The 22986-nt window shown below is 68.9% G+C and carries 21 protein-coding genes, 1 other RNA gene and 1 pseudogene; 7 read left to right on the forward strand and 16 right to left on the reverse strand.

Annotated features, from left to right (window positions below; genetic code table 11):
- Positions 1–30 precede the first annotated feature (30 nt).
- Positions 31–972, forward strand: coding sequence for a DUF2950 domain-containing protein (locus tag Q0599_RS18150; RefSeq protein ID WP_298832357.1), 942 nt, complete (start codon positions 31–33; stop codon positions 970–972).
- 76 nt (positions 973–1048) lie between these two features.
- On the opposite strand, the gene Q0599_RS18155 is transcribed toward Q0599_RS18150, so the two are convergent.
- The gene (locus Q0599_RS18155) at positions 1049–2800 is read right to left on the reverse strand and encodes a mechanosensitive ion channel family protein (protein WP_298832360.1); all 1752 of its coding nucleotides are present in this window, start codon (positions 2798–2800) and stop codon (positions 1049–1051) included.
- A gap of 187 nt (positions 2801–2987) precedes the next feature.
- On the opposite strand from Q0599_RS18155, the gene Q0599_RS18160 reads away from it, so the two are divergent.
- On the forward strand, positions 2988–3770 hold the full coding sequence (locus Q0599_RS18160) for an META domain-containing protein (protein ID WP_298832362.1): 783 nt from the start codon (positions 2988–2990) through the stop codon (positions 3768–3770).
- A 74-nt stretch (positions 3771–3844) separates the two neighbouring features.
- Here Q0599_RS18160 and Q0599_RS18165 read toward each other — a convergent pair whose 3' ends face one another.
- Positions 3845–4708 carry a hypothetical protein gene (locus Q0599_RS18165; protein WP_298832364.1) on the reverse strand — a complete coding sequence of 288 codons (864 nt, stop codon included), beginning with the start codon at positions 4706–4708 and terminating at the stop codon, positions 3845–3847.
- 459 nt (positions 4709–5167) lie between these two features.
- On the opposite strand from Q0599_RS18165, the gene Q0599_RS18170 reads away from it, so the two are divergent.
- On the forward strand, positions 5168–5761 hold the full coding sequence (locus tag Q0599_RS18170) for a hypothetical protein (RefSeq protein ID WP_298832366.1): 594 nt from the start codon (positions 5168–5170) through the stop codon (positions 5759–5761).
- 244 nt (positions 5762–6005) lie between these two features.
- Positions 6006–7682, forward strand: a complete 1677-nt coding sequence (locus tag Q0599_RS18175; protein ID WP_298832367.1) for a mechanosensitive ion channel domain-containing protein — start codon at positions 6006–6008, stop codon at positions 7680–7682.
- A gap of 129 nt (positions 7683–7811) precedes the next feature.
- On the opposite strand, the gene Q0599_RS18180 is transcribed toward Q0599_RS18175, so the two are convergent.
- Genes Q0599_RS18180 through Q0599_RS18190 form a run of 3 tightly spaced genes read right to left on the reverse strand, consistent with a single transcriptional unit; the run spans position 7812 to position 10425 of the window.
- A complete protein-coding gene (locus Q0599_RS18180; RefSeq protein ID WP_298832369.1) occupies positions 7812–9050 on the reverse strand; it encodes an anaerobic sulfatase maturase in 1239 nt (412 codons plus the stop codon).
- Between the two features lie 50 nt (positions 9051–9100).
- A complete protein-coding gene (locus tag Q0599_RS18185; RefSeq protein ID WP_298832371.1) occupies positions 9101–9838 on the reverse strand; it encodes a hypothetical protein in 738 nt (245 codons plus the stop codon).
- An 8-nt stretch (positions 9839–9846) separates the two neighbouring features.
- A complete protein-coding gene (locus tag Q0599_RS18190; RefSeq protein ID WP_298832373.1) occupies positions 9847–10425 on the reverse strand; it encodes a DUF202 domain-containing protein in 579 nt (192 codons plus the stop codon).
- A 203-nt stretch (positions 10426–10628) separates the two neighbouring features.
- Between Q0599_RS18190 and Q0599_RS18195 the strand changes: the two genes are divergently transcribed.
- The gene (locus tag Q0599_RS18195) at positions 10629–10760 is read left to right on the forward strand and encodes a hypothetical protein (RefSeq protein ID WP_298832375.1); all 132 of its coding nucleotides are present in this window, start codon (positions 10629–10631) and stop codon (positions 10758–10760) included.
- Between the two features lie 408 nt (positions 10761–11168).
- On the opposite strand, the gene Q0599_RS18200 is transcribed toward Q0599_RS18195, so the two are convergent.
- From Q0599_RS18200 to Q0599_RS18215, 4 genes and pseudogenes are all read right to left on the reverse strand, one after another.
- A complete protein-coding gene (locus Q0599_RS18200; RefSeq protein ID WP_298832377.1) occupies positions 11169–12737 on the reverse strand; it encodes a PAS domain-containing methyl-accepting chemotaxis protein in 1569 nt (522 codons plus the stop codon).
- A gap of 133 nt (positions 12738–12870) precedes the next feature.
- Entirely contained in the window at positions 12871–13440 is a 570-nt protein-coding gene (locus Q0599_RS18205) for an NnrU family protein (RefSeq protein ID WP_298832379.1), read from the reverse strand.
- Positions 13441–13511: 71 nt separating this feature from the next.
- Positions 13512–14417: pseudogene (locus Q0599_RS18210) on the reverse strand (carbonic anhydrase).
- Positions 14418–14503: 86 nt separating this feature from the next.
- Complete coding sequence (locus tag Q0599_RS18215) at positions 14504–15709, reverse strand: multidrug effflux MFS transporter (RefSeq protein ID WP_298832382.1); 1206 nt, start codon at positions 15707–15709, stop codon at positions 14504–14506.
- Between the two features lie 69 nt (positions 15710–15778).
- Here Q0599_RS18215 and Q0599_RS18220 point away from each other — a divergent pair, with 69 nt between their 5' ends.
- Positions 15779–16282 carry a hypothetical protein gene (locus Q0599_RS18220; RefSeq protein WP_298832385.1) on the forward strand — a complete coding sequence of 168 codons (504 nt, stop codon included), beginning with the start codon at positions 15779–15781 and terminating at the stop codon, positions 16280–16282.
- A 13-nt stretch (positions 16283–16295) separates the two neighbouring features.
- Here the strand turns inward: Q0599_RS18220 and rnpB are convergent.
- The 4 genes from rnpB to pyrC form a co-directional block, all read right to left on the reverse strand.
- Positions 16296–16642, reverse strand: an RNA gene (gene rnpB / locus Q0599_RS18225) — RNase P RNA component class A.
- 10 nt (positions 16643–16652) lie between these two features.
- Positions 16653–17366, reverse strand: a complete 714-nt coding sequence (locus tag Q0599_RS18230) for a DUF3025 domain-containing protein (RefSeq protein WP_298832387.1) — start codon at positions 17364–17366, stop codon at positions 16653–16655.
- Positions 17366–18208, reverse strand: a complete 843-nt coding sequence (locus Q0599_RS18235) for an NYN domain-containing protein (RefSeq protein WP_298832390.1) — start codon at positions 18206–18208, stop codon at positions 17366–17368. Before Q0599_RS18235 ends, Q0599_RS18230 begins: the two co-directional genes overlap by 1 nt.
- A 10-nt stretch (positions 18209–18218) precedes the next feature.
- On the reverse strand, positions 18219–19250 hold the full coding sequence (pyrC, locus tag Q0599_RS18240; protein ID WP_298832393.1) for a dihydroorotase: 1032 nt from the start codon (positions 19248–19250) through the stop codon (positions 18219–18221).
- 119 nt (positions 19251–19369) lie between these two features.
- On the opposite strand from pyrC, the gene Q0599_RS18245 reads away from it, so the two are divergent.
- A complete protein-coding gene (locus Q0599_RS18245; RefSeq protein ID WP_298832396.1) occupies positions 19370–20254 on the forward strand; it encodes a DUF4394 domain-containing protein in 885 nt (294 codons plus the stop codon).
- Here Q0599_RS18245 and Q0599_RS18250 read toward each other — a convergent pair.
- From Q0599_RS18250 to Q0599_RS18260, 3 genes are read right to left on the reverse strand one after another with little or no spacing between them, the layout of a single operon-like run.
- Positions 20229–21374 (reverse strand): hypothetical protein, encoded by a 1146-nt coding sequence (locus Q0599_RS18250; RefSeq protein ID WP_298832399.1) that lies wholly within the window; start codon positions 21372–21374, stop codon positions 20229–20231. The genes Q0599_RS18245 and Q0599_RS18250 overlap by 26 nt on opposite strands.
- 4 nt (positions 21375–21378) lie before the next feature.
- A complete protein-coding gene (locus Q0599_RS18255) occupies positions 21379–22053 on the reverse strand; it encodes a nucleotidyltransferase family protein (protein ID WP_298832402.1) in 675 nt (224 codons plus the stop codon).
- A 1-nt stretch (position 22054) separates the two neighbouring features.
- Complete coding sequence (locus tag Q0599_RS18260) at positions 22055–22975, reverse strand: XdhC family protein (RefSeq protein ID WP_298832405.1); 921 nt, start codon at positions 22973–22975, stop codon at positions 22055–22057.
- Positions 22976–22986 lie beyond the last annotated feature (11 nt).

Raw genomic sequence — 22986 nt, forward strand, 5'->3', positions numbered from 1 at the left:
CACGCCGATGACTTTCCATCAACCCTTGCCATGACGTTCGTCACCATGACCTCCCAACGCATGAGTGCCTTGTTCGGCCAGTTGATCCTCGCGGGGTCGCTGGTGCTGCCCCCGTTGTGTGCGGCCGCGGACCCACAGCGGTTCGCGACGCCGGACGCCGCCGTGGAGGCGTTTGTCGCAGCGCTTCGGGCGAACGACGAGGCAGCGCTCGTTTCGATCTTTGGCGACAAGTACAAGGGGCTCGTGACCACCGGCGACGCCGCCTACGACACGGCAGTGCGCACCAGTTTCGCCGCGCATCTCGCAAGCTTTCACGTCCTCGAGGAGGACGGCGACGATCGCCGGGTCCTGCTGGTCGGCGCTCAGGCGTGGCCGCTGCCCATCCCGCTGGTTCGCGAGCGCAACGAGTGGCGCTTCGCTACCGAGCGGGGCGCGGAGGAACTCATCAACCGGCGCATCGGCAGGAACGAGCGCAGCGCCATCCAGGTCCTGCGCGCCTATCTCGACGCGCAGCGCGAGTACGCCTCCGAGGACCGCGACGGCGACGGCGTGCTGCAGTACGCGCAGAAGATCGACAGCACGCCCGGCAAATTCGACGGGCTGTATTGGCCCGCGAACACCGATGAGGGCGAACAGGCCAGCCCCTTCGGGCCGCTGGTCGCCGCAGCGTCGGCGTACCTCGTCGGCCACAAGCCGGGCGATCCGTATCGAGGCTACTACTTCCGCATCCTCACGCGTCAGGGAAAGAATGCGCCGGGAGGGGCCTACAGCTACCTCATCAACGGGCGCATGATCGCGGGCTTTGCGATGGTGGCCTATCCTGCCGCGTACGACGAAAGCGGCATCATGACGTTCATCGTCAGCCACAACGGCAAGATCTTCGAGAAGAACCTCGGACCGAACACGGCGCGCGTCGCGGCGAACATGAGCAGTTTCGACCCGGGTGCGGGGTGGAAGGAAACACCACCCTGAGCGAATCCTCGGGGCCTCTCCGGCAGGGGCACCGGGCGAGACGGGCGCCTGCGGCTCGAGGATGCGACGCTGGGCCTCACGCCCGCGGCGGGACGGGTTGCCGCACGGCCGAATCCGGCGCCGGGTACTCGAGCCGGTTCTCGAACTCCGTGATCCGGGAGGGATGGAAGTCCGGGAACGGCAGTTCCCGTTCCTGGCGCCAGCGTGCCACCGTCGCGACCGCATCCTGCGTCTTCGCCTTGTCCAGGCCGGCGTCGCGGGCGAGGTAGGTGGTCGACGAGGGGAATGCGAGACTCGTGCCGCTGCCCTCGACGATGTCCATGATCCGCAGCAGCAGGTCCTCCTGCACGGCCAGGAACCTGGGGAACTCGCCACTGAGCACGTAGGCGAAGATCTCGAGGTCGAGCGAGGAGACGCCGAACCGCACGAACCGGACACGCGCCGAAGCGTGATCCACCATCGGGTGCTCGTACAGCATCCGGCGGATTTCCGCGAGGACGTAGCGCAGTTGGTCGACCTGGGTTTCGTATCGAAGTGCGAGGGTCGGCCGGAACAAGATCTTGTCGCGGAAGCCGAAGTTCTCGAGGTTCTCGCTGGACAACTGCGCGTTCGGGACGCTGACCACCGTCCGGTCGACTGTCCGGATCCGGGTCGAACGCAGGCCGATGCTCTCGACCGTGCCCAGTACATCGCCGGCCTTGCAGAAGTCCCCCACGCGCACCGGCTGATCGGAGATGATCATGACGCCACCGAACAGGTTCTCGAGCGTCTTCTGAGCAGCGAAGGCGATGGCGACCCCGCCGATGCCCAGCCCCGCCAGCGCGGTGGTCAGATCGACATGGGCGACATAGAGGAGCGCCAGCACCGCGATGATCACGGTCAGCGCCTTGCCCAGTCGCCCCGTCAGTTGGACGACGGTGATTCCGCCCAGATCGTTCAGACGTTTGAGGCGGGCCTCCACGAGTTGCATCGAGACGTCGCTCAGGCGCATCACCAGCCATGCGAGTCCGACGATACCGAGTGCGACGGCGGTCCGGGCCAGCGTGAAACGCGCGAGCACTGGCAGGCTCGCGACGGCGACCCAGACGAACACCGCCAGACTGAGCGCCAGCAGCTGGATCGGCGCCGTGACTTGCGCCAGCTGGGATGCGGCGCGCTCGCCGGTGAGCCAGTACAGCAGCGGCCGCAGAACCGCGAACACGCCACGGCTGAGGAGTCGGGCCAAGCCAAGCACCAGCAGCAGGCTCAGAGGAAATCCGAGCCACTGCCACAGCGGCACCTCGAAGTAGCGGATCTCCCGCAGAGGCGGCCAGAGATGGCCTTCGATCCACAGCGGCCGCATTTTCTCGTACATGGCCGGGACGCCATTGAGCGTCGCGGCCGAGAAGCGCCAGATCGGCAAACCGTCACGCCGTTCCTGGCGTTCGAGCAGAAGCTCGAGGGTGGAACCGCCGCTCTTGACAACGCCGACCCGCTCCACGTTCGGCGGCAGGTCGTCTTCGAGTTTGCCTTCCGGCGCCTCGCTCAGCTGATCGAGGTCTCTCGCCAGCAGGCCGCGGTTCAGGACCACCAGCAGTTGCCGCGTGCGCTCACTGACCTGCTTCGAGATCTCCCGCGTGTCGAGATACTGCGCTGCACGCTGGAAATTCTCGTCGCCGGCCGCCTTGATGAATCCGACCACGGTGCCCTTGGGCGTGCTCCGCCCGAAGGGATCGAGCTTCGCCGGCTCGGTCTTGGCGGACTCGTTGGGCGCGCTCTCCTGGCTGAACGCCGGCTGCACCAGCATCAGCGTGAGCATCAGCATTCCCGCGATCAGTCTCGGCAGCATGTCCGGCCTTTCTCCTTTCCGCGCTGCCCTCACATCACCCTTGTTCGTTGTCAGACGGGTCCGCGAGATCAAGGCACCAGCGATCCCGGCTACCCTAGCAACCGGCGCAACGAGCCGCCATTGGACCTTAGGCCAATCGCATCCGCGCACGCGGCCGCCTAATCTCCCCGTCATGAAATCAACAGCCGTGGCGCTCGCACTCGTTTCGATGCTGATGGCCGGGTGCACGTCGCCCGGCCCCGCGGGACCGGCATCGGGCAGCGGTGGATCGCAACTCGCCGGCACGCGCTGGGTTCTGCAGGCGCTCGGAGGTGATGCAGCGTCGGGTGCGCCGGCGGTGACCCTCAACTTCGAGGCGGACGGCCGGTTCGGCGGCACGGATGGATGCAACGCGTATCAGGGCAGCTACACCGCCGGGACCGGAGCCTTCAGGGTCGGCGGCAGCATCGCAGGTACCTTGATGGCCTGCCCGGAAGCGATCGAGGCGCGGGCGCACGCCTATCGCGAATCGCTGCAACGCGCAGCGCGATTCACGCTGGAAGGCGCCCGGCTCAAGCTGCACGACGGGACAGGCAGCACGCTCGCGCAGTTCGTGCCGGCGATGCACTCGCCGGTTGGGGCTTCCTGGGAAGTCATCGCCTACAACAACGGCAGGCAGGGCGTGGTCAGCGTGATCACGGGCACGAAGATCACCGCCCGTTTCGGCAACGATGGTCGGGTGACGGGCAGCGCGGGCTGCAACGCGTACTTCGCCGACTTCCAGCTGGACGGAGAGACTTTGACGGTCGGGCCGACCGGCGCGACGCGCCGACTCTGCGCCGAACCACAGGGGCTGATGCAACAGGAGTCGCTGTACCTCGCGGCGCTGCAGTCGGCCGCCAGGTTCCGGCTGGACGGCGACCGGCTCGAACTGCGCACCGCGCACGGCGCGCTGGCGCTGAGCCTCACCCGCAGTCTCGGCGAGCGATGACCTGGAACCGCCGGCGAGCCCGGTGCATCGCGCGAGTTCCTTTCGGCCTGATGAGGATCCAGGGCGCGTCGCCGTCACGGCGCCTCGCGCGCCCTGCGCTTCGCCTGCACGGTGTTGTAGATGCTGAACAGCAGGTTCGTGGGGACCATCAGCAGGCTGAAGGCAATCAGGGGCACCAGGATGGCGTGCCCCGGCGCGCTGGCTTCGACGATCGCGATGCACAGCGCCGCGTTGCGCATGCTGGTGGCCGTTGCGAGGATGCGTTGCGCATCCCGCGCGGAGCCGCCCATGAACCAGCCGACCGCCATCGAGAGCGCAATGAACAGCAGCATGGCAGCCACCGCGACCCCGCCCATCTCGCCGACCGTCGGCTGCCGCACCGAGCCGGTCGCCACCATGAAACCGACGAACGCGACGATCCCGACCAGCGCCACGAGCTTGGAGAGCTTCGCGGCGACGTCCGGGGCGCTGCCGAGCAGAAGCATGCCGACCAGGAGCGGGGCAATCAGGTACACGAGGAAGAACAGCAGCGCGCCGCCATAGGGGATCACCAGCCGGACGTCGGCAGGCAGCACAAGTTTCAGCAGCAGCGGCGAAATGAACACCGCCAAGCCGGCGAGCAGGCACATGACCGCGACCGACGAGGCCGCGCTCCCCTTCACCTGGCCGGTGAACTGAATAGCGCTCACGCCGCCGGGCGTACACGCCAGGAGCAGGAGCGCGCCGGCCACGTGCGGCTGAAGCGGCAGCAGGAGAATCAGCGCCACGCCGAGGATCGGTACGACCAGGAAGTTGGCCAGAAGCGTCCGCGCCAGAAAGCTCCTCGAAGCCAGCAGCGCACGCAGATCTGCCACCGTGGTCTGCATGCCGAGGCTGAGCATCGACGCGACCAGAAATGTCAGCACCATCATGGTTGCCATCGTGCTCAGTTCTGCCATTGATGTTTCTCCTTCCATGGGTCGGCTTGCGCCTGCGGCGTGCTTCGCAGGTCTGAACGGCGTCGTGGAGAACTCCGATGATCCGCTCTCAGGCGAGCTGACCCCTGTTCACATCCGGATGTCCTTCCGAGACTGGGGCTGGGGGCGACCCCAGCGCCGCTGCTGCGGGGCGAGCCCCAGCCTCATCCCTGCCAGCGCAGACCTTTCAGGGAAGGCTAGCGCGTGCGGCGCGCCGAGCAAATTGGACTTTGGCCCAATAGCCGAGGCGCGGCTGCGAATGGTTTCTCGGACCGGGACGCACGCACCTGCCTGTGACTCATCCGTACAGTGCACCTTCGTCGGCGGTATATTGCTCCGTCGAGGATCGAGCGCAGCATGATCCGGTTTCCATCACGCATTGCGGGCGCGAGGTTGCAGGGGCGGCTGTTGATCGCCGTCGGAGCCTGGATCGGCCTCGGCATGGTCACGCAGGCACGCGCCGACTCGAACGTCGATCCGCAGGCTGCGGCGACCTACGTCTTCGTCTGCCCCGACAGGACGGAGTTCGTGGTCCGCACCACCCGAGCCGAGGCTTGGGTGTTCCACCCCAACGGCACGCTGAAGCTGCCGGCCGCCGCCGGGGCGACCGGCAACTCCTTTTCCGAGGGCGGCGTCGAACTCCGCATCACCGGTGAGCAGGCGCATTGGCTCACCACCGGCAACCCGCCGCAGGTCTGCAGCAACGATCGGCGACGCGCAATCTGGGAGAAGGCGAAGCTCGACGGGGTCGACTTTCGTGCCATCGGCAACGAACCCCCTTGGGTGCTCGAGATCCGCCGGATGGAGCGGATCGTCCTGGTGCTCGACTACGGCGCGAAGCAGGTCGACGTGCCGCTGCCGCCGCACACGGATGACCGTGACACCGGCACGTCGCGCTGGGATGCCGGCGAACTGCGACTGGAAGTCGTCGCGCGCCCGTGCAGCGACAGCATGAGCGGCGAAGCATTCGAGTCGGAGGTCGTCGTCACCTGGCAGGGGCGGACATTGCGCGGCTGCGGTCGCGCGCTGCATTGACGGCTGGACCGATCCTGCGCAGCCGAATTCGATACCGTGCGCAAAGCGCTGAGACCGGGACCGAGGCGGGAATCGCACCGACGCGAACGGTGGCTGTTCGATTCGGCGACAGGGTCGGGCCCTTCTTGCGGGGGCCGCAAGGACGCTGCGATATGCTTTTGCAGAAGGCCGCGGAGCACTGCGTGCCATCGGGGACCTGCAGCCCTCGCCACACTGGCCCCGGAGCTGCCGCGTGAGGAACCGGATGCGTAGACACGAAGACAAGGATGCCCGTACGCGCAGCAACGGCCTCGCGCTGCTCATCGCCCTGGTCTTATTCCTGACCGCGGTCGGCCCTGCGGCCGCGGCGCCGGAAGTTGCCGCGACGCCGCCAGCAAAGGTTCAGGAGAGCGCGGAGGTCGTCATCGATGGCAGGGCGCTGTTCGCGGTCATCGGCGTGCCCGCGTATCCGGCAAAAGTCCGCGCCCGGACCTACACCGAACGGATCCAGGCGATCGCCGAGGATCGCGGGTTCCCGGTCGAGCAGCTGCGTACCGAAGAGGAGAAAGAGCAGACATGGATCCTGGCAGGCGACAGGCGCCTGCTTGCCGTTGTCGACGCCGACGCGGCCCTGCAGGGGACGACCCGCACCCTCTTCTCGCAGGTCGTGACGGGCGCCATCGCGGCCGCCATCACGTCGTACCGACAGGAGCGCACCTCCAAGGACCTCCTGCAAAGCGCGGCGACGGCGGCCGCTGCGACCGCGCTGCTGGTGCTGTTCCTCTGGGCCACACGATGGCTGCTGAAACGCTCGCTGGAGACGGCGAAGCGGCGATTCCGTTCCGAACTGGAGAAGCTGGAAGCGGAGTCGTTCGGCATCGTCGAGGCCGAGCGCTTCGAGTCCGTGCTCCTGGGGGCGGTGAAGGCGCTCTGGTGGCTGCTCGCCGCGGTGGCGACCTTTGCCTGCGTCATCAGCGTTCTGAGGCTCTTTCCCTGGACGCGCGGCGCGGCGCACTGGCTGTTCGAACTCGTTGTCGGTCCGCTGCGGATCATGCTGAACGCGGTGGCCAACTCGCTTCCCGATCTGGTGTTCCTTGCGATCCTCTATGTCGTCGTCCAATACCTCCTGCGGATCCTTGAGTTGTTCTTCGCCGGCGTCGGCCGCGGCGCCATCACCCTCTCGGGCTTCGCCCCGGAATGGGCGATGCCGACGTTCAAGCTCGTGCGCGTGGGCGTCATCGTGTTTGCCATCGTGGTGGCCTACCCCTACATACCGGGCTCCAACACCGAGGCCTTCAAGGGAGTGTCCGTGTTGGTCGGCGTGCTGGTTTCGCTGGGTTCTTCGTCGATCGTCGCCAACATTCTGTCCGGCTACGTCCTCCTGTATCGCAGGACCTTCAAGGTCGGCGATCGCGTGAAGTTCGGCAACTTCACGGGGAGCATCAGGTCCATCGAGGCGCAGGTCACGCGCTTGTGCACGATCCAGAACGAGGAAATCGTCATTCCGAATTCGCTCATCGTCAGCCGCGAAGTCGTCAACTACAGCAAGCACGCGCGCGCGCGCCAGCTCGTGCTGCACTCGGCCGTGTCGATCGGCTACGACGCGCCATGGCGGCAAGTGGAAGCCATGCTCATCGAAGCCGCACGGCGCACCGGCGGCCTGCTCGAGACGCCCGAGCCCTTCGTGCTCAAGCTGGCGCTGGATGACTTCTACGTCAGGTACGAGGTCAACGCCTACTGCGGCGATGCCGATCGGATGTCGATGATCCAATCGGAGCTCCACGCGAACATCATCGACGTGTTCAACGAGTACGGCGTGCAGATCATGTCGCCGCACCATGTCGCCCAGCCGGGCAAGGACGTGACGGTGCCGAAGGCGAAGTGGTTCGATCCTCCGGCCAAGCCACCTGCAGAGAGCTTCCGGGAGGAGGGTCCGCGTTGACCCCGGCGGCGACCGCCGTCGTCACGAGAGTCCGTGGCGACATGTCATTCGCTCTGTCGCGGGGCCGAATTGCATGGCGGGCCGCCCTGCTCGTCACCCGGCTCGAGGCTGGATGGGGTCGAGGTCCCCTCAGGCGGAGTCGACGGGTGGCATCTGCATGATCTCGTCGGCATAGCGGCCCTGCCGCAGCAGGCTCGCCATGGTTTTCATGGGCTTGTCGATGTGGGTGAAGAACGCCTTGTAGCCGGCGCACAGGTAGTTCAGTCCGTCCTCGCCGTCGGGCGTGCGAATGAAGCGGTTGCGCGGGCACTCGCCGTAGCAGGCAAACAGCACCGGGCATTCCTTGCAGTACCTGGGCAGCGTGTCGAACTTGCTCTGCCCGAAGCGTCGCTGCTTTTCCGAGGCGACCAGCGACTGCAGCGGGGTTTCCTTCAGGTTGCCCAGCCGGTGTTCCGGCTCGACATAGTGGTCGCAGGAATAGACGTCGCCGTTGTGCTCCATGGCCAAGGCGCCGCCGCAGGTGGGCGCGACGATGCAGGCATTGTGCTGCCCCATCCAACTGCCCAGCGCCACGTCGAAGATGGTGACGTACACCTCGCCGACGTCGCGCAGCACCCACTCGTCGAAGATGGCGATCAGGAATCTCCCGAACTGCTCCGCGGTCACGGAGCGACTGGTCACGAGGTCCCCCGCCTGCCGATACAGCGGCCGGTCGCTGCCTTTCGGGCCGCCCCAGCCGCGATTGGCGAACTCAATCGTCTGCGCGGTCGCGCGTTCGACGATGGGGATCAGTTGGATGTACCGCGCCTGCATCTCGTCTCGAAAGAAGCGATAGACCTCCAGGGGGTGGTCAGCGTTGGCGGCGTGGATCGTGCACAGGACGTTGACATCCACGTCGTGCCGGCGCAGGCACTGCCAGCCGCGAAGCACGTCCTCGAAGCTCCCTTCGCCGCGCTTGTCGACCCGATAGACATCGTGCAGCGCACGTGGTCCGTCCACGCTCAAGCCCACCAGGTAGTTGTGCTGCTTGAAGAAGGCCGCCCATTCGTCGTCGACCAGCGTGCCGTTGGTCTGCATGGTGTGGAGGATGCGCTGATGCGGCTTGCGGTACTTCTCGGCCAGTTGCACCGAGCGCCGGTAAAAGGCGAGTCCGCGCAACATCGGCTCGCCGCCCTGCCAGGACACCTCGACCTGCGGCCCCGGGGACGAATCCATCAGCTGCTTCAGGTAGCTGTCCAGCGTGGCCTCGTCCATCAGCGGGCTCTCCCGCGACGGGTAGAGGTTTTCCTTGGACAGGAAGAAGCAATACTTGCAGTCGAGATTGCAGGCGGCGCCCGCGGGCTTGGCCAGCAGGTGGTAGTCAGTCAATGGCGTTGGCATGGGGTCCACCGAGGGGGGGGGCGAGAGACGGCCATTGCTCACCCCAGAGGAATCAGGATCAGACCGTAGACGACACCGCCGATCATGAACGGCAGGAACCGACCGTCCCGCTCGGAAGGCAGTTCCATGATGGCGCTGTTCATGATGATGGCACCCGATAGGAAAGCCAGCAGCAGGGCGACGACGTTCGGTGGCAGCTCCAGCAACACGCCGGTCGCCCAGCCGGCCAGGCTGGCCCCGGCAAGCACGAAGCGGCCGACCCGCTCGTAGGCGTCTCCGTGCTCCCTGCGCAACTCGTTGTCCACCGCCATCAAATGACACGTGATGGCCAGCGTGTACAGCCCGATCGACACCGGCCCGTCCTCCAGGTCGCGCACCAGAAGGTACCCCAGCAGCCAGACGTAGACCGCGAAACCGCCGACGTGCAGTCTGAACGCCGGCCCTCCCTGTTGCGTCGGGCCGGGTTCGCGCAGGCGCGTACGCAGATGATCCAGTGCGTAGAAGACGAGAAAGCCGAGCAGCGCCAGGAAGTAGATCGACATGCCCTCGTAGCGCAACGGCACCGACGCTGAAGCCGCGAAGACGCGGCGCACCCGTGTCAATTCCGGCATCAGGTGCACGAACACGTAGGCAGCGGACATGCCGGCGCCGAACGAGATCACGCTGCGCCGGTCGCGAACCAGCGATCGCAAGGGATGTACGCGCCCACCGAAGGCGAATGCCGCGGCGAACAGCAGCGCGGCCGTGGCTGTTTCGAGGATCTCCGCGGACTGCATGCACCGCGTCAGAACATCTTGGTGATGATGCTGAAGAACAGCGTGACGCCCGTGATCGACATCACCACCGCCATGACGAAGGGCGGCCGTACGGCTCCGATCCGCCTGTACGCACGCAATTCCTTGAGCGTCTGCCAGTACTCGATGGTTCCGATCACGATGGCGAAGGTCCCCATTCCGGTGAGAAACAGGCCAACGTTTCGCGGCGTGTTCGACTTGGGCAGTATCCCCCCGGTCTCCTGAAACGCCTGCAGGACCTTGTAGATCGTGAATCCGAAGCTGAGCATCGACAAGGAGGTGCGCAGCCACGCCATGAGCGTGCGATCCGCTGCCATGAGCGTGCGCCTCGCGGCCATGTCGGTGCGGTCCTGGGCCAGTTCATCCGCGGACTTCCCGTCCATGCTGGCCGTGTCCCCGTCAATCCAGTCGATGAACGCGTACCGTATCTTCGCGAACAGCGTCGGCTTGCCGGTGGCCATGCCCTCGGACATGGCCTCGGGCATCACCTCGGGCATGACCTCGGGGTTTTGCGCGGACGCAGCAGGGCTCTCCTGCGGAGGGTCGACCGAATTCGATTGCGATGTCATCAATGAACTCCCGGTTTTCTGCCGCGATGGCACACGGTGATCGCCTCGGCGGCAGGATGGTCGCGGTGACGCCCGGCACGGAATGTGCGCCGGCCACCTCCGCGTGGATCGAGTGAGTGACTCGGAACAGGCGGGGGTGGGCATCCAGGTCGGCCCGGATGCTGCCGTTCAACTGTGCCTCCACCATCCACGGCCACTGCCGTATGCCATGGGATCACCCCGGTGCAGGCATCGTCGACAAGCGCCACGGCCTTCAGCGCGCGCTGGCGCCCTGGCGGGAACGCGACGAGGGCGCGCGAGTGTCCGGCCGCTTCGGCAGCGGAACCACGTTCTGATCGCATCACGTCAAGGTCCTCAGCGGTCCGAGAACACACGAGACATTGTCACACCCCGGCCTCGGGCCGCAGCAAAGCCGGCCCCTTCCACCCTGACCGAGCCCCGTGCGAGAGCCTAGCGCGAGCGTCCCGGTGCACACATTGGACCTTGGTCCAATGTGTGCAGACCGCACTGATTGTTCGGTCTGGCGTTGTCGGCAAGCCTGAGTACGCAGGTACGGCGATGCCTCGCACGACACTGGAGCGATAGCGATGCCCCATCTGGCGCGAGACGTGCGGAGGTCTCGTCATGTGGATGCTGCGATGCCGGCCCGTTGGGCCCTGGCTCACAGGCATCCTCGAGCCAGACCGAATCCGCTTTCCCCGATCCGTTGAACCAGTCAGCCCATCGATCCAGAGGATGGTGGATCAGGCGGTCGCAAGGGCCCGCGTGCGGAAGATGCGCACCGTTTCGGCGACCATTCCGGCCTGTCCGTTGAGCGAGGCCGAGGTGGCGGCGAGTTCCTCCACCATCGCGGCATTCTGCTGCGTCAGCGTGTCGAGGTTGGCCACCGCCGCATTGACCTGCACCACGCCCGTGGACTGCTGTTCCGAGGCCATGCTGATGTCCGCGACGAGCGCGGTGACGCGCTGCACCGCGGCCAACGTCTGCTGCACCGTCGCGCCGGTGTCCGCGACGAGTTTCGTGCCCGCCTCGACCTTGCGCGCCGAATCCTCGATGAGCGCGGTGATCTCCCGCGCTGCGGCGCTGGTGCGCTGGGCGAGATGACGCACCTCGGCCGCCACCACCGCGAAGCCGCGGCCGGCCTCGCCGGCGCGCGCGGCCTCGACGGCTGCATTGAGCGCCAGGATGTTGGTCTGGAACGAGATACCGTCGATCACGCCGATGATCTCGCCGATGCGCCCGGAGGCCTGCCTGATCTCCTCCATGCGCTGCATCGCGTCGCCGGCGGCGCTGCCGCCGCGGCGCGCCACCTCGGTGGCCTCGTTCGCGAGAGCTGAAGCGGTGCGCGCCGCGTCGGCGTTCTGGCGAATCGTGGCCGTGATCTGCTCCAGCGCCGCCGCTGTCTGCTGCAGGTTGCTGGCCTGCGACTCGGTGCGCGAGCTCAGGTCGTGGTTGCCGCTGGCAATCTCGCGCGAGCCGGTGTGGATGCCATCGACCTCGCGGCGCACATCGCCGACGACGGCTTGCAGGTTGACGTTCAGTTGCGCGAGGCCGCGCATCAGCCGACCGACCTCGTCGAGCCGGCCGGCCTGTGCATCCTGCCGCGACAGGTCGCCGGCCGCGAGGCGGTTCGCCAAGTCGGTGGCCCGCACCAGCGGCGCCGTGGCCAGGCGGCGCAGCCAGCAGGCGCTGATCGCTGCGGCGAGCATGCCGAGCGCGATCATCGGAGCGGCCGCTGCGTGCTCGATCACACCGCCCAGCGCAACGGCGGCTGGCGCCGCCGTTGCGGCAATGACGACACTGCCACCGTGGCCGGGGCGCAGCAGCCGTGACAGTCGGCCGGCCGTCGTGTGCACCACCACCTCACCGCGATGCAGCGTGGTGACGAGGCGGCCGTCCCGCGCTTCGGCGCGCATGGCGGCGTACAGCGCCTCGGCCGCCTCCACCTCGGCACGAGCCGGCTTGGTTCGCACCGACATGTAGCCGGTGGTGCGCCCGTCCTCGATGACCGGCGTGACGTTCGCGCGCACCCAGTAGTGGTCGCCGTTCTTGCGCCGGTTCTTCACCAGACCCGTCCACGGCTGGCCAGCCTCGAGCGTGGCCCACATGTCGCGGAAGGCCTCGGCCGGCATGTCCGGGTGGCGGATCAGGTTGTGCGGCTGGCCGATCAGCTCCTCGCGGTCGTAGCCGCTGACGGCGACGAAGCCGGCATTGCAGTAGGTGATGCGGCTCTTCAGGTCGGTGGTCGAGACGAGCGTGGCGCCGTCATCGATGATCAGTTCGCGCTGGGTGATGGGGCCGGTCTTTCTCATGGGACACTCCGAAATTGAAACGATTCGGAGATGCAATCGGCCGATGTGGTGCGACTACTAAGCGGTTTCGAACATGGAACGACCGTTCTCAGACGGTCGTTTGCGTCACATCAAGGTTGGGCTGTCGCGCCGGTCACCGCAGCGCGACACCGATCAGCCAGGCATGGCCGGACGTCACGAAGAAGCCATAGAGCGCCAATCCGCCGACCAGCGCAATCGCGTCGTTGAACTTGCCGGTCGGTGCACCGGGCACCGGCCGCGGCACGCGGCGCTTCATCGAGATGCGGTCGGCCACTGCCCAGGCGAGGAAGCCGCCGAACAGCAGCAGGTCGGCGAGGTTGCCGTTGGCCAGCAGGTGCGCGGTGGCCCACAGCTTGGTGGCCAGCAGCATCGGGTGCCTGGCGGCCGACTGGATGCGCCCCGGCAGGTAGGTGGCGATCAGCAGCACGAACACCGGAAGCATCAGCAGCAGGGCGACGTGGCGCAGCGCCACGGGTGGCGCATAGAGCACGACCGGAGACTGGCGCGCCTGCCCGTAGCCGACCACCAGCAGCACGAAACCGACGATCGACAGCAGCGTGTAGACCCCCTTCCAGGCCTGCTCGCCGCGCCGCGCCACCTGGGCGTCGCGCCAGGCCGGCGCGACGATGGAGACCGAGTGCACGCCGAGGAAGATCAGCAGGCCGAGGATCAGCAGGGTCATGGTGCGCCTCCGGGAAGTCGGGATGCGCGCGAGTCTAGACGCTGCGGCTTGCTCTCAGTTCGATTCCTTGATCAGCCGCCCCGCAGCCGACTGATCGGCCGCGCGTTCATCGGGTACAGGCGCGAGAAGATCGCGATCTGCTCCGGCGAGACGCTCACCGGTTGCTTCATCACCATCCACAGCACGCCTTCGCTGCACGGCGGCGTGGTCAGCGAGCCCATGCAGGTGAAGTAGCTGCGCTCCGGTGGCAGCAGCGCGTCGAGCTCGATGGCGCCGCGCGCCGGCACTTCGTCGCCCTTCGCCAGCGGCAGGTCGTTCCAGACCGTCTGCACGATCGGCTGAGCGCTGCCGCGCTCGAGCAGCACCGCCACCACCGCGAGTCAGCCCTCCCCGTCCTTGTGCACCAGGTGCACGACCATGTCGAACTGGCGGCCGTCGATGCGCTCCTCCGAGGGACGGTGGAAGTGGAACTGCTGCAGCTCGTAGCGGCGGCCCATCACCTCGATGTGGTTGCCCGCGGCGACGTTGACCTGCACGGTGTGGCCGTTGTCGATGACGCGAAAGCCGCTCGGCCGGTACTCGAACTGCACCGGGTCGAGCTGCACCTTGATGCCGTCGCGGATGTCGATCGGGCTCTGCCGCGCGCCGCTGCTGCACTTGGCGAACTCGGGCTTCATTGCGCCCCAGTGCGCCGGTCCGCCTTCGTGGCTCCAGTGCCCTGCGGGAGCCGGCCGCGGCTTCGCCGGCCGGGCGACCGTCTGGGCGACGGCGGCAGCGCGGCCCGCCGCGGCGGTCGCGTCGGCCCGCGTGGCCACCTGCACGACATGGGGATGGGGCTGCGAGGCCTTGCCGGCGCCGAGCTTCTCGGCCAGGCGCTCGCGCAGCTTGTCCATCGGATCGGGCGTCTGCGCGAATGCCGACGGGCCCCACAACGCGAACAGCAGGGGCGCACAGCACAGCGGGCGGGCGGCAAGCATGTCGTCGGACTCCGGAGGCGCCACGAAGGCACGGGGGATTCGACGCTTTACCGGCCGGTGCAGCCGGCGCTTGAGCGCAGCCCCGCTCAGCTCACCTGCGGCTTGACCCAGACCCAGGCGACGATGCCGATGCTCATCATCAGCAGCGAGGCCACCGCCAGCGCCACGGTGGAGTGCATCACCAGCGGCGCGATCAGGCCGGCCACGAAGCCGTTCGCGATGCTGCCCACGCAGGCCTGCAGCGAGCTGGCCATGCCGCGCCGGTCGGGCGCGAGGTCGAGCACCATCAGCGTGACCACCGGCACCATCAGCGCCCAGCCGAAGGCAAAGATGGCGATGGGCCACAGCGCCCACCAGGCCTGCGGCTCGAACAGCAGGTTGAGCGTCAGGTTGGTCAGCGAGATCAACAGCATGATCACGAAGCCGTGGCGGATCTGGTGCTTGGGCTTGATGCGACCCGCCAGCCGCCCGGACAGGAACGAGCCGGCCATGATGCCGGCGATGGTCAGCGTGAAGAACCAGAAGAACTGCCCCGGCCCGAGGTGCAGCAGTTCGCCGAGAAACACAGGCGCCGACAGCACGTAGAGGAACATGCCGTTGAAGGGGATACCGCTGGCCAGCGCGAGCATGAAGAAGCGCGGGTTGGAGACGAGTTGCCAGTAGCCGCGCAGCAAGTGCGGCACGTTGAAGGGCTGCTTGTGCGTCGTGTGCAGCGTCTCGGGCAGCAGCCGCCAGTTGGCCAGCCACAGGACCACGCCCACCGCGGTGAGGAACCAGAAGATCGCGTGCCAGTCGGCGTGGATGAAGAGAAAGCCGCCGACCATCGGCGCGACCGCGGGTGCGACGCCGAAGTAGATCGTCACCTGCGACATCACCCGCTGCGCGTCGGCCGGCGGGAACATGTCGCGGATCACCGCACGCGAGACGACGATACCGGCGCCGGCCGACATGCCCTGCACGGCGCGCCAGAACACCAGCTCGCCGATGGTCTGCGCCAGCGCGCAACCGGCCGAGGCGATGGTGAATGCCGCCACGCCCCAGAGCACCACCGGCCGGCGGCCGAAGCTGTCGGACAACGCGCCGTGGAACAGGTTCATCACCGCGAAGCCGAACAGGTAGGCCGAGAGCGTCTGCTGCATCTCGGTGGGCGAGGCACCGATCGACGTCGCGATGCCGCTGAACGCCGGCAGGTAGGTGTCGATGGAGAAGGGCCCGAGCATGCCCAGGCAGGCGAGCAGCAGCGCGAGGGCCCAGCGCGGCGCGCGCCAGAGAATTTGTGCGTCGGGGTTCATCGGGAAGCGTGGCAGTGTAGCGGCGCGCCGCGGGCGGCGCAGAATGGCTCGGTGCGACAGGAGATCGACATGTGCAGCGCGAGACGATTGCTTCTGGGGCTGGCGCTGGCAGCGCTGCTGCCGCTGGCGACGGCCGCGTCGGCCGGCCGCGACCTGCACGACTACTGGGACGGCCGCTGCAAGGAATGCCACGGCGACGCCGGCGCCTTCGCGCGGCGCACGCTGCGCGTCGAGCAGGGCCGGCTCGTCGGCACGCACCACGTCGCCGACCTCGAGCCGTTCCTGCGCAACCACTACCTCGCCGACGAGCTGGTCGCACCGGTGATGCAGATGCTGCAGGCGCAGGCGACCACCGCGCCGCTGTTCCGCGAAAAGTGTGCCGGCTGCCACGGCAGCGCCGCCGAGTTCGCTCGCAAGTCGCTGGCGATGAAGGACGGCCAACTCATCGGCCGGGCCAGCCAGCGCCCGGTGCAGGAATACCTGCGCCGTCACGGCGGCCTGGCAGGCGAGCAGGTGCCGACAATGGTGAAGACGCTCGAGCGCGTGCTCGGCGAAGTCGTCGTCAGACCCTGACGACGCGAAGAAAGTGTGAAGCGGGCCGATAGGCCGGATTCTGTGCGGCGGGGACTTCTTGCGAAGGCCCCGCCGTGACCGCCATTCCTCTGGGCCGTGCATCGCTGCACGGCTCGGTGCCACCTACCCGCCGGCTCCGCGGAGCCACATCAATGCCGGCCTATTCGGTGTTGCTGCGCGTAGAGATTGCCCGTTTCACCCGATGCGCCCATCTCGCGATGGACCCACCGACTCGTCTCTGTTGCTCTGATCCTCGGCTCACGCCGGACAGCCGTTAGCTGCTACGCCGCCCTGTGCAGTCCGGACCTTCCTCCCGTGCAACCTTTCGGTTCCCGCACCGGCGGCGGTCTGGCCCGCTTCACCAACGGGATTATCGGCGCAGCGGGCGGAACACGCTCGCGTCCTCGTAGAAGGCCGCGTCCGCGTTGTCCGGCCACCAGCCCGGCACGCCCAGCACGGGCAGCGGATGGAAAGGCTTGGTGGCCCACCGGGCCGCCTCGATGCCGGTCGGCACCTCGGGCGACGCCTGCGCGATCCAGGCATGCGCCGTGATCGCCTTGCGCGGGTGCACCAGCTTTTCCAGCAGCGCGTGCCCGATCAGCACGGGCTGCGACGCCGCCCAGAGCGCATGCCTCGCCACGAACAGCTGGCGCCAGTCGCGACGGCGCAACGCGTCGGCCAGTTCCGCGCTCGCCGGCCACCACGCGCCGTTCTCGTCGAACAGCGTCAGCGCGTCGCGCAGCGGCCCCCGCGCTGCAGCCACGCCCTCGAGGTCGATCTGCGCCGCGTGGAGTTCGTTCAGGCGCGCCTTGAGCCGCGGAAAGCGCAGCCAGACGAGGCCGTTGAACAGGTCGTGCAGGTTGTCGCGCGTGGGCACGCGACCGGTGCGGCGGATGAAGGACTCGTAGGCCTCGCCCGCAGGCAGCTGCGCGTGCGGCACGAAGCGCGGCTGGCCCAGCGCCGCGGCGACGCCTTCACCACGCTCCAGCCGCTCGATCACCGGCGGCGCCACGCCTGCATAGGGCGCCAGCCAGGGCGCGCGCCAGTCGATCGCGCCCCAGAACGGCGCGACGCTCTCGGGCATCAGCCCTTCGTCGCCTTCGCCAGCCGCTTGTCGCGCAGCACGAACTGCGTGCCGCGCCGGTCCAGCTCGAACAGCTGCGTCGCCTCGATCAGGTCAATCAGCTTGCGGTAGCCGTAGTTGCGCGGGTCGAACGAAGCCTGGTTGCCGATCTGCTGGCCCACCGAGCCGAGCGGCGACCAGCCGTCCTCGCCCGCCGCCGACTCGACCGCATTGCGCAGCAGCGTGACCAGACGCGCGTCGCGCCGCAGCGCCACCGAATCGAACTTCGCCGGCTCGGCGTCGAGCACGATGTCGACCGCCGCCGCGGCCGGCTCGGCCTTCTTGCCATTGCGCGACTTGCGCGCCGTGGACGACTCGCCGCGCGGCGCCTTCTCGCTCTCTTCGGCCTCCGGCGCCGCGCCGGCGCCGCCCAGGTGCTCGAGGAAGAGGAAGCGCGAGCAGGCGTTGACGAAGGGCATCGGCGTCTTCTGCGCGCCGAAGCCGAACACCTGCGCTCCCTTGGCGCGCAGGTGCATGACCAGCGGCGTGAAGTCGCTGTCCGACGAAACGATGCCGAAGGCGTCCGGGCTGTCGGTGTAGAGCAGGTCCAGCGCGTCGATCACCAGCCCCATGTCGGTGGCGTTCTTGCCCTTGGTGTAGTCGAACTGCTGGATCGGCCGGATGGCGTACTCGTGCAGCACGTTCTCCCAGCCCTTCAGCCCGTCCTTCTTCCAGTTTCCGTAGGCGCGGCGCACGTTGACCACGCCGAGCTTGGCCAGTTCGGCGAGGATCACGTCGATCTTGCTCGACGGCGAGTTGTCGGCGTCGATGAGCAGCGCGATGCGTGGTTGTTTCTCGATCATGCGTAGCCTTTCAGACCAGTTGCCAGGCGAGCGACTCACCGCCGCGCAGGGGCTTAAGCTCGGCCTCGCCGAAGGGCACGCGCTCGGGCAGCACCCAGGGTTGCCGCTTCAGGGTCACCGTGCCGGTGTTGCGCGGCAGGCCGTAGAAGGCCGGGCCGTGGAAGCTGGCGAAGGCCTCGAGCCGGTCGAGCGCGCCCTCGGCATCGAAGGCCTCGGCATACAGCTCCAGCGCCGACAGCGCCGTGTAGCAGCCGGCACAGCCGCTGGCATGCTCCTTCAGGTGCACCGCGTGCGGCGCGCTGTCGGTGCCGAGGAAGAACTTCGCGCTGCCCGAGGTGGCGGCGTTGACCAGCGCGCGGCGGTGCTCCTCGCGCTTGAGCACCGGCAGGCAGTAGTAGTGCGGCCGCACGCCGCCGAGGAAGATGGCGTTGCGGTTGTACAGCAGGTGGTGCGCCGTGATGGTGGCCGCCGTGCGAGGCCCGGCCTCGCCCACGTACTGCACCGCCTCGCGCGTCGTGATGTGCTCGAAGACGATCTTCAGCTCGGGGAAGTCGGCGCGCAGCGGGATCAGCTTCTGGTCGATGAAGGCCTGCTCGCGGTCGAACAGGTCGATCTCGGGGTCGGTGACCTCGCCATGCACGAGCAACGGCAGGCCCTCGCGCTGCATCGCCTCGAGCGTGGCGTAGGTCTTGCGCAGGTCGGTCACGCCCGCGTCGCTGTTGGTCGTCGCGCCGGCCGGGTAGAGCTTGACCGCGACCACGCCCGCCGCCTTGGCGCGGCGGATCTCGTCGGCCGGCAGCATGTCCGTCAGGTACAGCGTCATCAGCGGCTCGAAGCTCATCCCTTCGGGTACGGCCGCGCAGATGCGCTCGCGATAGGCCAGTGCCTGCGCCGCCGTGGTCACGGGCGGCTTGAGGTTGGGCATGATGATCGCGCGGCCGAATTGTCGGGCCGTGGCGGGTACCACGGCCGCCATGGCGGCACCGTCGCGCACGTGCAGGTGCCAGTCGTCGGGGCGGGTGAGGGTGAGGCTGTCGTGCATGCGGCGATTCTCGCACCCGGGTTCGGCGCCGAGATGGCGCCGGTTTCGGGCGCGTTTCGAGGGACCGGTTCCGCCTGCGCAGGAACACGATGGCGGCCGTGGTCGTCGATGTGAACTCCATGATGTTCCTGCCTGCCCGTCGCTGTGGCCTGCTCGTCGCCGGCGCGCTGCTGTCCGCCTGCGCCCTGCCCCCCGGAGAGCCCGTGGGCACGCCCGCGCGCGAGACCATCCACGCCGTCACGCCGACGAACCGGCTGATCAGCTTCAATGCGGGCCAGCCGCGCACGCTGCTGTCGCGACGCGCCCTCACCGGATTGCGCGAGGGCGATCGCCTCGTCGGCATCGACTACCGCGTCGCCAAGGGACAGCTGTTCGGCCTGGGCGCGAGCGGCCAGTTCTACCGCATCGATGCCGCCACCGCCGCCGCATCGCCGGTGGGCGTGCCGGTGGCGCTGCCCGCCGGCAGCGAGTTCGGCTTCGACTTCAACCCGACCGTCGACCGCATCCGCGTGGTGATGGACGCCGGCTTCAACCTGCGCCTGCACCCCGACACCGGCGCGCGGGTCGACGGCGATGCCGCCAGGCCCGGCGTGCAGTTCGACGGCATGCTGTGCTACGACCGCGTCGACGCGATGGCGGGCAGGACGACGCGCATCGTCGCCGCGGCGTACACCTACAACCAGGACGACGAGAAGGTCACCACCAACTACGCGCTCGACGGCGCCAGCGGCACGCTGGTGCACCAGGGCACGAAGGAAGGCGTGGCACCGACAGTGTCGCCGAACACCGGCCGGCTCTACAGCGTCGGTCCGCTCGGCACCGGGCCGTTCGCGCAGGCGACCCTGGACATTTCCGACATCTCGAACACCGCTTATGCCGGCATCGTCGACGCCGGAGGCCGGGCCACGCGCTGGTATCGCGTCGACCTGGCCAGCGGCAAGGCGAGCTTCATCGGCACGGTCGGCGGCGGCGAGCCGATCACGGGAAGCGCGATCGAGCCCTGAGCGAGGCGCCGGCCCGAGCGACCACCAGCACGACGCCGAGCGCGGCTGCTGCAGCCAGCACCAGATGCACGCCCTGCAGCGCCTGCGGCCCTGCGAGCGACACGGCCGCGCCGAGCGTCAGGGCCAGGCAGGCGTGGCCGATCGCGGCCCGCCAGGGCGCGCTGCGCGGCGCCGCGCGCAGCGCCGGCTCGTCGAGCTGCGCGCTCCACGCCAGGCTCCATGCGCAGCCATGCGCGAGCATGGCCCACAGCCACGCCCCGGGGAGCTGCCACCACAGCACGCACCCACCAGCCACCAGCAGCGCCGCGCAAGCGCGCGAGCGCGTGGCCATCGACAGGCGCGCCGGCCACAGCAGCGCCGGCAGGAACATCGCCGCGACATGCGCGACGATCAGCGCCGGCGCGGACAGCGCCGAGGCACGGCACAGGGCCAGCGTCTGCGGCAGGCCGGCCATCATCGGCAGCATGGCCAGCGCCGCGAGCAGCAGCGGCCAGCGCGCCGGCTCGCGCCAGCCGCCGGCCGGCCAGGCCGGCAGGGCACAGTCGAACAGGCCGGCGCGGCAGCCGGCGCGGGCCGCCCGCGTCCCGGCGGCGGGCAGCCACAGGCCGAGCAGCAGCGCCGCGGCGATCAACGCTGCGGCCAGCCGCGCGGCGAGCGCCGCGCTGTCGCCGGGGTCGCCGGCCACCCAGCCGGCGAGCAGGACGCCCGCGGCCGCGGGTGCGATCGATGCGCCGGGCGCGCGCGGCAGGGCGAGGCGCAGTGCGCGCACCGTCGTCGAGGCAAATGCCACCAGCAGCGCCCAGGCCAGCATCACCGGCCACAGCAGCGCGGCGCCGCCACCCTGCACCACCACGACCATGCCGCGCGCCGCCACCACGGCACAGGCGAGCAGCAGCGCGCGCACCAGCCAGGCGCTGGCCGTCCATCGCGCCGCCAGCGTGGCGGCCACGCCCAGCGCAAGCAGCCAGCCGGCCACCAGCATGAAGGACTGCATCGCGCCGGTCGCGTAGCGCTCGGCAAGGTGGGTCAGCCCGATCCATCCGCCCATCAGCAACGCCCAGGCGAACGCGCGCGCCGCGGCGAGCCGCGCTTGCCCCGGATCGGGCAGCGACAGCGCCATGGCTTCAGGCGGTGGCCGACGCGTTCGGCCAGCGCAGCTCGTGGCCGGTGCGTTCGCGGAAGCGCTGCAGGTCGTCCGGCGTGTCGATGTCGACGCGGTAGCGCGTGGTGTCCGTGTCGAACCAGTGCACGCGCTGCGGGTTCGCCGCGCGCCAGTTCCGGCACGCGGCATCGGCCTGCCCGGCCCGCCATTCGTCGCGCAGCCCGGCCTCGAAGATCACCGGATTGCCGGGCTCGCCGGCCACGCGCGGCACCACCATCGAGGCGTCGCCGCGCTTCTTGAAGGCACCGATCAGCGCGGTGATGTCCTGCGCATTGACCAGGGGCTGGTCGGCCAGCGCGACGATCACCGCGTCGAGCTTGCCGCCGAGCGCCTGCAGCCCGACGCGCACCGACGAGGCCTGTCCGGCATCGGGATCGGGGTTGCGCGCGAGCGTCACCGGAAAGTCGCGCACCGCCGCCTCGATCGCCTCGGCATGGTGGCCGAGCACGACGACGACCTCGTCGACGCCGGCACCCGACAGCGCGATCAACTGGCGGCGGATCAGCGGCACGCCGCCGAGTTCGAGCAGCGATTTCGGCCTGTTTCCCAGGCGGCTGCCCGCGCCGGCGGCGAGCAGCACCGCGCCGACGACGAGGCGCGCATAGAGGCCGCCGCCACCCTTGAGGATGCAGCCCATCTCAGCCTCCGCAGCAGGATGGCTTGGCCGCCGGGCCCGGCGGTGCCTGCGCGACCGATCCACCGCAGCAGGAGGCCACAGGCACGCCCTCCACGGCGACCGGCGACGTCGCGGGTTCGGTCGCCGTCGCGGCCCCTCGCCGATTCGACACCACCGCCGCCAGCACCGACAGCGCGATCTCCTCCGGCGTGCTCGCCGCCATCGGGTAGCCCGCCGGCGCCAGGATCGCCGCCACCGCGTCCGCGTCGGCACCCGCGACCACCAGCGAGTCCTTCAGCACCTGTGCCTTCTTCGCGCTCGCCACGAAGGACACCTGGCGCGCCTGCAGCGCGAGCGCCAGACGCAGCGCCTGCACGTCGCGGCGCCCCTGCGTGGCGACCACCACCCAGGCACCGGGGGCAACCTGCGGCAGCACCGTCGCCGCATCGTCGCTGGCAATGACGCGCTGGGCCTCGGGGTAGGCCTGCGCGTCGGCCTCGTGCGCGACCAGCGTGACGGCGAAACCCACGCGCGGTGCGAGCTGGGTCAGGCCCACGGCCACGGGCGAGCTGCCGATGACGACGAGCTGCGCGCGCGGCAGCACCGGGTCGACGAACAACTCCAGCGTGCCGCCCGAATGGCAGGCCATGCCGAACTCCAGCACGTCGCCGAGGTCGCGGACCTCGCCCTCGTCGGACGGCGCAATGCGGATCAGCCGCGCGCGGCCGTCGGCCAGCACCTGGCGCACCGTCTTCAGCACCGCGGGCTGGGCGCAGCCGCCGCCGACCCAGCCGTGCAGCTGACCGTCGGCGGTGACCACGGCCTTGTCGCCGGGGCGTGCCGAGGCCGGCGCCTGCGCGCGGATCACGCTGACCAGTGCGTAAGGCGTGCCGGCCTGCTGCAGACGCTGGGCGGTGGCGAGCACGGTTTCGGTGGCGTTCATGGGGCACCCTT

The sequence above is a fragment of the uncultured Piscinibacter sp. genome, assembly GCF_937952055.1.
Lineage (GTDB): Bacteria > Pseudomonadota > Gammaproteobacteria > Burkholderiales > Burkholderiaceae_C > Piscinibacter.

Coding starts and splice junctions, on each gene's coding strand:
- Q0599_RS18150 (WP_298832357.1), top strand. CDS start 31: ATGACGTTCGTCACCATGACCTCCCAACGCATGAGTGCCTTGTTCGGC.
- Q0599_RS18155 (WP_298832360.1), bottom strand. CDS start 2,800: ATGCTGCCGAGACTGATCGCGGGAATGCTGATGCTCACGCTGATGCTG.
- Q0599_RS18165 (WP_298832364.1), bottom strand. CDS start 4,708: ATGGCAGAACTGAGCACGATGGCAACCATGATGGTGCTGACATTTCTG.
- Q0599_RS18170 (WP_298832366.1), top strand. CDS start 5,168: ATGGTCACGCAGGCACGCGCCGACTCGAACGTCGATCCGCAGGCTGCG.
- Q0599_RS18175 (WP_298832367.1), top strand. CDS start 6,006: ATGCGTAGACACGAAGACAAGGATGCCCGTACGCGCAGCAACGGCCTC.
- Q0599_RS18185 (WP_298832371.1), bottom strand. CDS start 9,838: ATGCAGTCCGCGGAGATCCTCGAAACAGCCACGGCCGCGCTGCTGTTC.
- Q0599_RS18190 (WP_298832373.1), bottom strand. CDS start 10,425: ATGACATCGCAATCGAATTCGGTCGACCCTCCGCAGGAGAGCCCTGCT.
- Q0599_RS18195 (WP_298832375.1), top strand. CDS start 10,629: ATGCCATGGGATCACCCCGGTGCAGGCATCGTCGACAAGCGCCACGGC.
- Q0599_RS18200 (WP_298832377.1), bottom strand. CDS start 12,737: ATGAGAAAGACCGGCCCCATCACCCAGCGCGAACTGATCATCGATGAC.
- Q0599_RS18205 (WP_298832379.1), bottom strand. CDS start 13,440: ATGACCCTGCTGATCCTCGGCCTGCTGATCTTCCTCGGCGTGCACTCG.
- Q0599_RS18215 (WP_298832382.1), bottom strand. CDS start 15,709: ATGAACCCCGACGCACAAATTCTCTGGCGCGCGCCGCGCTGGGCCCTC.
- Q0599_RS18220 (WP_298832385.1), top strand. CDS start 15,779: ATGTGCAGCGCGAGACGATTGCTTCTGGGGCTGGCGCTGGCAGCGCTG.
- Q0599_RS18230 (WP_298832387.1), bottom strand. CDS start 17,366: ATGCCCGAGAGCGTCGCGCCGTTCTGGGGCGCGATCGACTGGCGCGCG.
- Q0599_RS18235 (WP_298832390.1), bottom strand. CDS start 18,208: ATGATCGAGAAACAACCACGCATCGCGCTGCTCATCGACGCCGACAAC.
- pyrC (WP_298832393.1), bottom strand. CDS start 19,250: ATGCACGACAGCCTCACCCTCACCCGCCCCGACGACTGGCACCTGCAC.
- Q0599_RS18245 (WP_298832396.1), top strand. CDS start 19,370: ATGATGTTCCTGCCTGCCCGTCGCTGTGGCCTGCTCGTCGCCGGCGCG.
- Q0599_RS18250 (WP_298832399.1), bottom strand. CDS start 21,374: ATGGCGCTGTCGCTGCCCGATCCGGGGCAAGCGCGGCTCGCCGCGGCG.
- Q0599_RS18255 (WP_298832402.1), bottom strand. CDS start 22,053: ATGGGCTGCATCCTCAAGGGTGGCGGCGGCCTCTATGCGCGCCTCGTC.
- Q0599_RS18260 (WP_298832405.1), bottom strand. CDS start 22,975: ATGAACGCCACCGAAACCGTGCTCGCCACCGCCCAGCGTCTGCAGCAG.